Annotated in this window: 7 protein-coding genes; 4 read left to right on the top strand and 3 right to left on the bottom strand. The window is 73.5% G+C overall.

The features are described 5' to 3' along the window. The first annotated feature begins 51 nt into the window (after positions 1–51). Entirely contained in the window at positions 52–2,331 is a 2,280-nt protein-coding gene (locus QR78_RS25450) for a PAS domain-containing protein (RefSeq protein WP_053221082.1), read from the top strand. Between the two features lie 36 nt (positions 2,332–2,367). Here QR78_RS25450 and QR78_RS25445 read toward each other — a convergent pair whose 3' ends face one another. From QR78_RS25445 to QR78_RS25435, 3 genes are all read right to left on the bottom strand, one after another. After that, the gene (locus tag QR78_RS25445) at positions 2,368–3,252 is read right to left on the bottom strand and encodes a Dps family protein (protein WP_048430392.1); all 885 of its coding nucleotides are present in this window, start codon (positions 3,250–3,252) and stop codon (positions 2,368–2,370) included. A gap of 316 nt (positions 3,253–3,568) precedes the next feature. Continuing rightward, a complete protein-coding gene (locus tag QR78_RS25440; protein WP_048430391.1) occupies positions 3,569–4,201 on the bottom strand; it encodes a 2-dehydro-3-deoxy-6-phosphogalactonate aldolase in 633 nt (210 codons plus the stop codon). Further along, positions 4,198–5,142 (bottom strand): 2-dehydro-3-deoxygalactonokinase, encoded by a 945-nt coding sequence (locus QR78_RS25435; protein WP_048430390.1) that lies wholly within the window; start codon positions 5,140–5,142, stop codon positions 4,198–4,200. The genes QR78_RS25440 and QR78_RS25435 overlap by 4 nt, the downstream gene beginning before the upstream one ends. A 131-nt stretch (positions 5,143–5,273) precedes the next feature. Between QR78_RS25435 and hmgA the strand changes: the two genes are divergently transcribed. The 3 genes from hmgA to QR78_RS25420 are packed head-to-tail and all read left to right on the top strand — an operon-like array spanning position 5,274 to position 8,343. Next, the gene (hmgA, locus tag QR78_RS25430; RefSeq protein WP_082171817.1) at positions 5,274–6,671 is read left to right on the top strand and encodes a homogentisate 1,2-dioxygenase; all 1,398 of its coding nucleotides are present in this window, start codon (positions 5,274–5,276) and stop codon (positions 6,669–6,671) included. Continuing rightward, the gene (gene fahA, locus QR78_RS25425) at positions 6,671–7,993 is read left to right on the top strand and encodes a fumarylacetoacetase (RefSeq protein WP_048430388.1); all 1,323 of its coding nucleotides are present in this window, start codon (positions 6,671–6,673) and stop codon (positions 7,991–7,993) included. Before hmgA ends, fahA begins: the two co-directional genes overlap by 1 nt. Positions 7,994–8,037: 44 nt before the next feature. Next, positions 8,038–8,343 carry a Rieske (2Fe-2S) protein gene (locus QR78_RS25420; RefSeq protein WP_053221081.1) on the top strand — a complete coding sequence of 102 codons (306 nt, stop codon included), beginning with the start codon at positions 8,038–8,040 and terminating at the stop codon, positions 8,341–8,343. Positions 8,344–8,448: the final 105 nt, after the last annotated feature.

The raw sequence follows: 8,448 nt of genomic DNA, 5'->3' as shown, positions 1-8,448 counted from the left end.
GGAAGACCAGGTCCCGCCGCGCATGCGCGGCGGGACCTGGTCTTCCAGCAGATGCCGGGCTTCGTCGCCGTGCTGCGCGGGCCCTGCCACGTCTTCGAATACGTCAACGACGCCTACGTGGCGATCGCCGGCGCGCGCGATTTCGTCGGGCGCACCGTGCGGGAGGTGTTTCCCGAACTCGCCGGGCAGGGCTTCTACGAGCTTCTCGACACGGTCTACCGCACCGGGCGGCCCTTCGCCGCCCGCGCCCTGCCGATCCGGCTCGGCGACGAGGAGGCCGACCGGGCGATCGACCTCCTGTATCAGCCGCTGCGGGACGGGGAGGGCGCCGTCACCGGCATCTTCGTCGGCGGTTACGACGTCACCGAGCAGGTCCGCTCGCAGGCCGCGCTCCGGGACAGCGAGGACCGCTACCGCACCCTGCTCGACAGCCTCGATGTCGGTTTCTGCATCCTCGAGATGAAGTTCGACGAGGCGGACCGGGCGATCGACTACCGGATCGCCGAGGCCAACCCGGCCTTCGCCCGCCAGACCGGGGCCGACGTCGCGGGCCTGTGGGTGAGCGAGTTCGCCCCCGACCTCGAGCGGCACTGGTTCGACACCTACGGCCGCGTGGCGCTGACCGGCGAGCCGATCCACTTCGAGAACCAGGCCGACGTGTTCGGGCGCTGGTTCGACGTGCGGGCGCTGCGGATCGGCGAGCCGGCGCAGGCCAAGGTCGCGGTGTTCTTCAGCGACATCTCGGACCGCAAGCGCATGGAGGAGGCGCTGCGGGTGCTCAACGCCTCCCTCGAGGCGCAGGTCGCCGAGCGCACCGCCGAGCGCGACCAGATCTGGCAGGCCTCGACCGACCTGTTCTGCGTCGCCACCCTGGACGGCCGTCTCGCCAGCCTCAATCCGGCCTGGACGACGCTCCTGGGCTGGGGCGAGGGCGAGCTCCTCGGCCGCCCCTTCCTCGATTTCGTCCATCCGGACGACGTGGCGGCCACGACGGCGGCGGCGGCGGGGCTCGCCCGCGGCGAGCCGCAGCCCAACTTCGAGAACCGCTATCGGCACCGGGACGGCTCCTACCGGTGGCTGTCCTGGAACGCCGTGCCCCGCAACGGCCGCATCTACGCGACGGTGCGCGACGTGACCGCGGTCCGGGCCCAGGCCGCCGCCCTGGCCGAGGTCGAGGAGGCCCTGCGCCAGTCGCAGAAGATGGAGGCGGTGGGGCAACTGACCGGGGGCGTCGCCCACGACTTCAACAACCTCTTGACGATCATCCGCTCCTCCGTCGACTTCCTGCGCCGTCCCGACCTGCCGGAGGCTCGGCAGCGCCGCTACCTCGATGCGGTGTCCGACACGGTGGACCGGGCCGCCAAGCTCACCGGCCAGCTCCTCGCCTTCGCCCGCCGCCAGGCCCTGTCCCCGGCGGTGTTCGACGTCGGCGAGAAGGTGCGCGGCGTCGCCGACATGATCGACACGGTCACCGGCGCCCGGGTGCGGGTGGTGGTCGCGGTGCCCGACCACCCGTGCTTCGTGCGCGCCGACCTGAGCCAGTTCGAGACCGCGCTCATCAACATGGCGGTCAACGCCCGCGACGCCATGGACGGCGAGGGCACGCTCACCCTGACGCTGACCTGCGGCACCGCCATGCCGCCGATCCGGGGCCATGCCGGCTCGCAGAACGCCTTCGCGGCGATCTCGCTCGCCGATACCGGACCGGGCGTGCCGCCGGACCTGATCGGCCGCATCTTCGAGCCGTTCTTCACCACCAAGGAGGTCGGCCGCGGCACGGGCCTTGGCCTGTCCCAGGTCTTCGGCTTCGCCAAGCAGTCGGGCGGCGACGTCGACGTGACGAGCAGTCCCGGCCGCGGCGCCACCTTCACGCTCTACCTGCCGGAGGCGCCGGCCGCCCTGGAGGCCGACGACCGGTCCGCCGCCGCAGCCTCGGTATCGCCGATCGGCGCCGGCGAGAGCGTGCTCGTCGTCGAGGACAACATCGAGGTCGGCCGCTTCTGCACGCAGATCCTCCAGGATCTCGGCTACCGCACCACCTGGGCCACCAACGCCGAGGAGGCGCTCGAGCGGCTCGGTCCCGACGGGGCGGGATTCGACGTGGTGTTCTCCGACGTGGTGATGCCCGGCATGGGCGGGCTCGCGCTCGCCCACGAGCTGCGCCGCCGGATGCCGACCCTGCCGGTGGTGCTCGCCTCCGGCTACAGCCACGTGCTCGCCCAGGACGACGCGCACGGCTTCGAGCTCCTGCACAAGCCGTACTCCGCCGAGCAGCTCGGCCACATCCTGCGCCGGGTCACCCGGCCGGGCCGACCGCGCCGGACGGCCTGACCCGGGCGGCGCGGGATGCGCCGCCCGGGGACGCTATCAGGGCTTCGGCGCGGCTTGACCGGGCGTCCCTCGGTCCGGCGCCGCCTGGCCGGGTTCGGTGCCGGGCAGCTCGACCGGCTTGCCGTCGTTGAGGTCGCGGCCGGCATTCGGGTCGGTGCCGGTGCGCTGCAGGTGGGCGCGCATCTGCCACTGGTACTTGGCGATGCCGTGTTCGACCTCCTGCAGCAGGTTCGAGGTGGTGGGGTCGATGTCCTCCGTCACCTTGATGCCCCGGTTCACCTCCTCGCCGACGCGCTTGTAGGCCTGGGTGAACCAGGCGAGAATCTGGGCATCGTCGAGGAAGCCGCCCGGGATCTCCGGCACGCCCGAGGTCCGCACGATGGTGTTGGCCCGCCCGTCCGCCGAGGCGCCGACGGCGAGCAGCCGCTCGGCGATGGTGTCGGCGTATTTCGACAGACCCTCGTAATGCTCCTGCAGGAGAAGGTGCAGCGGGTAGTACAGGGTACCGGAGACGTTCCAGTGCGCCTGCTTGGTCTGGAGCTGAAGCTGCTGCAGCTCGGTCAGCGTCTGCTGCAGGGCACCGATGTCCTTGCGCAGCGCATCCTCGCCGGCGCCGAGGTCGATCGACGGCTGGCGGCTGATCTCGTTCGTCGGAAAGGCGCCGGTCGGCTGCCGGCTCGCGACCGGCGTGGGCGAGGCGCGGCGCACCGCGTCGCTGCGGGCCGCCGCGCCCTGCGGGTCGGCCGGCGGCGCTGTCGGTTGTCCGGTGGCCTGCGCGAGCTGGATGCGGGCCAGGATCGCGGTCGCCGTGGGCGCGCCCGCCATGCCGGCGGGAGCGGTCCCAGTCGCGGCGAGCGCCGGCGACAGGGCGGCGGAGCCGGCGAGGAACAGCGCGGCGAGCGCGCGGAGCGAGTGAGTCATCAGAACGATCCGAGGTTGCGGCGTCACGCCCGACCGACCGGTCCGGCGCCCGCCACCTCAAGGAATCCGGCGGTTCGCCGTTCCTGAATGACAGGGAATTTAGTCTCCGGGCGCATGGGCGCCGACGTCGCGACGCGGCGCGCGGATGCGGCTATGGATGGCAGGCGGCCCAACGAACGCGCGCCCGCTACCTCCACCCCGGTTCCATAAGATACCTTATGCGAATCATGGGTCGGGGTCCGCGGAGGGCTTCTGTCTGCCGCCCATCCGGGCCGGCTCCCCCGCCCCGCGAGAAAACCCCGCGGAGCGGCGTGTTTCAGAGGGCCGCGATCAGCGTCCGGGCCTTGGCGGCGACCGCGTCGGGCGTGTCGCCGGGCTTGTAGAGCGAGGAGCCGCAGCCGTAGCCGCTGGCACCGGCGGCGCGCCAAGCCGGGAGGCTGGCCGCATCGACGCCGCCGACGGGCAAGAGCGGCGTGCCCGCCGGCAACACCGCCCGCAGGGCCTTCAGCATCGGCGGACCGCCGGCCTCGGCCGGAAACAGCTTGAGGGCGTCGGCGCCGGCATCGAGCAGGCCGAACGCCTCGGCCGGGGTCAGGAAGCCCGGCATCGCCACCATGCCGCGGGCCTTGGCGGCGCGCACCAGGGCCGGATCTGCGTGGGGCGTCACCAGCAGGCGGCCGCCCGCCTCGGCCACCGCCGCCACCTCGGCCTCGCGCCGGATCGTCCCGGCGCCGACGAGGGCCCGGTCGCCGAGGCGCGCCGCCAGGCGGCGCACGCTCTCGATCGGCTCGGGCGAGTTGAGCGGCACTTCGAGGATGGTCACGCCGGCGTCCACCAGCGCCTCGCCGATCGCCTCGACCTCGTCCGGCCGCACGCCGCGCAGGATCGCCACCAGCGGGCAGCGCGCCAGCCAGCCCGTCACGTCCCGAGTCCCATCGTCGCGCGTCATGCCCACTGGATCCTCTCCCCGATCAGCGCCAGGCCGCGGGCGGCGGCGTCGGGATCGCCGGGCACCGCCTCGCCGCCCTTGAGGGCGATCGCCCGGCCGTAGAGCGCCATCAGCGGACCGGAGCCCACGAGACGCACCAGTGGGCGCACGAGCGCGGGTTCCACCCTGGCGCCGCCGCCCGCGAGGACAGCGCCGCCCGCAAGGGCAGCGCCGCCCGTAAGGGCGGCCGCGACCTCGTGCCCGATCAGCAGGCCCGACAGGTAGCTCGCCGCATCCTCCGGCGCGAGCCGGCCGAACAGCCCGAGGGTGCGGGTGCCGAACAGGTGGTGCAGCAGCCCGCCGCCCTCCGCCGAGCGGGCGACGCCGGCCGCGAAGGCCGGTCCCGCCTCCGCGGTCCCGGTCATCATCCGGCCGAGGATGGTGTGGTCCTTGAGCGCCGCGAAGGCCTCGCCGGTCATGTGGGTGGTAAAGCCCGCGATGCGTCCGCCCGCGACCCGCACCCACTTGGCGTGGCTGCCCGGCAGGCAGATCAGCGCGTCCTCGTCCGGCCTCGCGAGCGCGCCGACGACCTGGACCTCCTCGCCGCGCATCACCTCGGGCGTGCCCGCCGCGTCCTCGGCGCTCAGGCCCGGCACCAGCCGCACCGCGGCGCCCGGAAACGGCACCGGCACGACGGCGCCGGCCAGTGCGTCGAGGCCCGCCGGGCAGGCGAGATACGGCGCCTCCTGCCAGCCCTGGCGGCTGCCGACCATGCCGGCGAGCAGCACCCGGGTCTCGCCGTCGGCGAGCCAGTCGCCGACCATCTCGGTCAGCGCCGCCGGAAAGCCGCCCTCGGGCACCCGCAGGATGCCGCCCGCGCCCTCGCGCCGCGCCAGCACGGCCCCGTCCGGCGCGAGCCGGTAGGCGCGGGCGCTGCTCGTTCCCCAATCCACCGCGATCATGCGCAACGCTGTGCCTCACGGGCGGCGCGCGCGCAACCGGGCGGCCGCTTGACGCCGGTTCCAGCCGATCCTATCCAGACGGAAAGGTTGCAACTGAAACCAATTCGACAGGGCAGGAAGGGGCCGGCGCCATGACCGTCCAGGCGAGCGTGCAAGGAGCCTTACGAGAGACTGGACAGGTGCCGTCCGGGGCTCGTCCCGCCGCCACCGGCTCGGGCCTGAGCCCGGGCTACATGTCGGGCTTCGGCAACGGCTTCGAGACCGAGGCCCTGCCGGGCGCCCTGCCGGTCGGCCGCAACTCGCCCCAAAAATGCCCCTACGGCCTCTACGCCGAGCAGCTCTCCGGCTCGCCCTTCACGGCGCCGCGCACCGCCAACGAGCGCTCCTGGCTCTACCGCATCCGCCCGACGGTCACCCATTGGGGCGCCTTCCGGCCGGTGGACGCCCGCCTCTGGCTCACCGCCCCGGCCGAGACCGTCGATCTGCCGCCGGCGCCCCTGCGCTGGGATCCCGTCCCGATCCCGGCCGAGCCCCTGTCCTTCGTCGAGGGGATCCGCACCATGACGCTCGCGGGCGATGCGGGGGCGCAGGCCGGCATGGGCGCGCATCTCTACGTCGCCACCCGGTCGATGCGGGACGAGTACTTCTACAATGCCGACGGCGAGATGCTGGTGGTGCCCCAGGAGGGCGGCTTGCGCTTCCGCACCGAGTTCGGGGTGATCGAGGTCGGCCCCGGCGAGATCGCGGTGATCCCCCGCGGCGTGAAGATCGCCGTGGAGCTGCGCGACGGGCCGGCCCGGGGCTATCTCTGCGAGAATTACGGCGGCGCCTTCACGCTGCCGGAGCGCGGCCCGATCGGCGCCAACTGCCTGGCCAACCAGCGCGACTTCCTGACCCCGGTGGCGGCCTACGAGGACCGCGACGCCCACGGCACGATGCTGGTGAAGTGGGGCGGGCGGCTCTGGGCCGCCGAGATCGCGCACTCGCCCCTCGATGTCGTCGCCTGGCACGGCAACTACGCGCCCTACAAGTACGACCTGAGAAAGTTCTCGCCGGTCGGCCCGATCCTGTTCGATCACGCCGACCCGTCGATCTTCACGGTGCTGACCTCGCCCTCCGAGACGCCCGGCACCGCCAACATCGACTTCGTGATCTTCTCCGACCGCTGGCTGGTGGCGGAAAACACCTTCCGGCCGCCGTGGTACCACCTCAACGTGATGAGCGAGTTCATGGGGCTGGTCTACGGGGTCTACGACGCCAAGACCGGCGGCGGCTTCCGGCCGGGCGGCGCCTCGCTGCACAACACGCTCCTGCCGCACGGGCCTGACGTCGACGCCTTCGAGAAGGCCTCGAACGTCGAGCTGAAGCCCCACAAGCTCGAGGGCACGCTGGCCTTCATGTTCGAGACCCGCTTTCCCCAGAAGGTCAGCCGCTTCGCCGCCGAGACCCCGGCACTCCAGGCGGAGTACGGCGCCTACGGCCGCAAGCTGGACAAGCATTTCGACCCGACCCGGCCGGAGCCGCGCTGATGCCGACCTCTCACGCGACGGATCTCGACCACACCCACGATCCGGCCGTCCGCTGCGGCGTGCCGGGGGCCGACGGGCATCCGGACTTCCCGATCCAGAACCTGCCGCTCGGGGTGTTCTCGCCCGCCGACGGGGCGAAGCGGCCCGGCGTCGCGATCGGCGACCAGATCCTCGATCTCGCGGCGGCGCGGGCGGCGGGCCTTCTCACCGGCGAGGCCGCCCGGGCGGTCGCGGCGGCGGAATCCGGCGACCTCGCCGGGATGCTCGCCCTCGGCGCCGGCCCGCGCCGGGCCCTGCGCCACCGGCTCTTCGCGCTCCTGCGGGCGGAGAGCCCGGACCGCGACCGGGTGCCGCCGCTGCTGCACGAGGCCGGCGCCTGCACCCTGCACCTGCCGGCGCGGATCGGCGACTACACCGACTTCTTCGTCGGCATCCACCACGCCATGAACACCGGCCGCCAGTTCCGGCCCGACCAGCCCCTGCTGCCGAACTACAAGCACCTGCCGGTCGGCTATCACGGCCGCGCCTCGTCGATCCGCCCCTCCGGGGTGCCCGTGCGCCGGCCGCGCGGGCAGGCGAAACCCCCGCATCTCGACGCGCCGGTCTTCGGCCCCTCGCGCCGGCTCGACTACGAGCTGGAGCTCGGAGTGTGGATCGGGCCCGGCAACGCGCTCGGCACGCCGGTGCCGGTGGCGGAGGCCGCCGATCAGGTCGCGGGCTTCTGCCTGCTCAACGACTGGTCGGCGCGCGACATCCAGGGCTGGGAGTACCAGCCCCTCGGGCCGTTCCTGGCGAAAAGCTTCGCCACGACGATCTCGCCCTGGATCGTGACGCCCGAGGCGCTGGCGCCGTTCCGCATCCCCCAGGCCCCGCGGCCGGACGGCGATCCGACCCCCCTGCCCCATCTCCTCGACCCCGCCGACCAGGCCGGCGGCGCGCTCGACCTCGACCTCGAGATCCTGCTCTCGACCATCGCCTCCCGCGAGGCCGGACGGCCGCCCCACCGGATCGCGCGCTCCAACGCGCGCCACATGTACTGGACCGTGGCGCAGATGGTGGCCCACCACACCAGCGGCGGCTGCAACCTGCGCCCGGGCGACCTTCTCGGCACCGGCACCCTGTCGGGCCCGGAGCCGGAGGCCTGCGGCAGCCTGCTCGAGACCACCGAGGGCGGCAAGGCGCCGCTTCGCCTCGCGAACGGCGAGGAGCGCCGCTTCCTGGAGGACGGCGACGAGGTGATCCTGACGGCCCACGGCCGGCGCGACGGCTTCGCGCCGATCGGCTTCGGCCCCTGCCGGGCGGTGGTGCTGCCCGCCCCATGACCGCGGGAGCGATGACCACGGGACCCGGCCCGATATGGCACCGCGTGGCGGATCTCTCCGACTTCGCGGATCGTCCGGTGCTCGCCCGCGCGGCCGGGGGCGTCGCCCTCGCGCTCTACCGCCTCGACGGCGCGGTCCACGCCACGCAGGCGCTCTGCACCCATGCGGGCGTCTCCCTCGCCGACGGCGAGGTGGTGGAGGGCTATATCGAGTGCCCGGCCCATTACGGCCTGTTCGAGATCGCCACCGGCCGGGCGCAGGGCGGCCCGGTCTGCCGCGACCTCGCGACCTATCCGGTCCGGGTCGAGGGGACGGAGGTCTGGGTCGAGGTCGCGCCGGAACGCTCCTGACCGGACACGCGACCTCTCGCCCGCCACCCCGGACGCGCCGCGCCCGCTTCGCCGGGACGCGAGCCCGGGCCTACCGGTCCCCCGCCAGCCCCTGCCCGCTCGCCG

The sequence above is a fragment of the Methylobacterium indicum genome (assembly GCF_001043895.1).
Lineage (GTDB): Bacteria > Pseudomonadota > Alphaproteobacteria > Rhizobiales > Beijerinckiaceae > Methylobacterium > Methylobacterium indicum.
Note: the sequence above shows the minus strand (reverse complement) of the source record. Positions and strands in the feature narration are given on the sequence as shown.

Excerpts from the sequence above, each read along its gene's own strand:
- QR78_RS25440 (WP_048430391.1), bottom strand. The coding sequence starts at position 4,201 with ATGACGCGCGACGATGGGACTCGGGACGTGACGGGCTGGCTGGCGCGC.
- QR78_RS25450 (WP_053221082.1), top strand. The coding sequence starts at position 52 with ATGCCGGGCTTCGTCGCCGTGCTGCGCGGGCCCTGCCACGTCTTCGAA.
- QR78_RS25435 (WP_048430390.1), bottom strand. The coding sequence starts at position 5,142 with ATGATCGCGGTGGATTGGGGAACGAGCAGCGCCCGCGCCTACCGGCTC.
- fahA (WP_048430388.1), top strand. The coding sequence starts at position 6,671 with ATGCCGACCTCTCACGCGACGGATCTCGACCACACCCACGATCCGGCC.
- hmgA (WP_082171817.1), top strand. The coding sequence starts at position 5,274 with ATGACCGTCCAGGCGAGCGTGCAAGGAGCCTTACGAGAGACTGGACAG.
- QR78_RS25445 (WP_048430392.1), bottom strand. The coding sequence starts at position 3,252 with ATGACTCACTCGCTCCGCGCGCTCGCCGCGCTGTTCCTCGCCGGCTCC.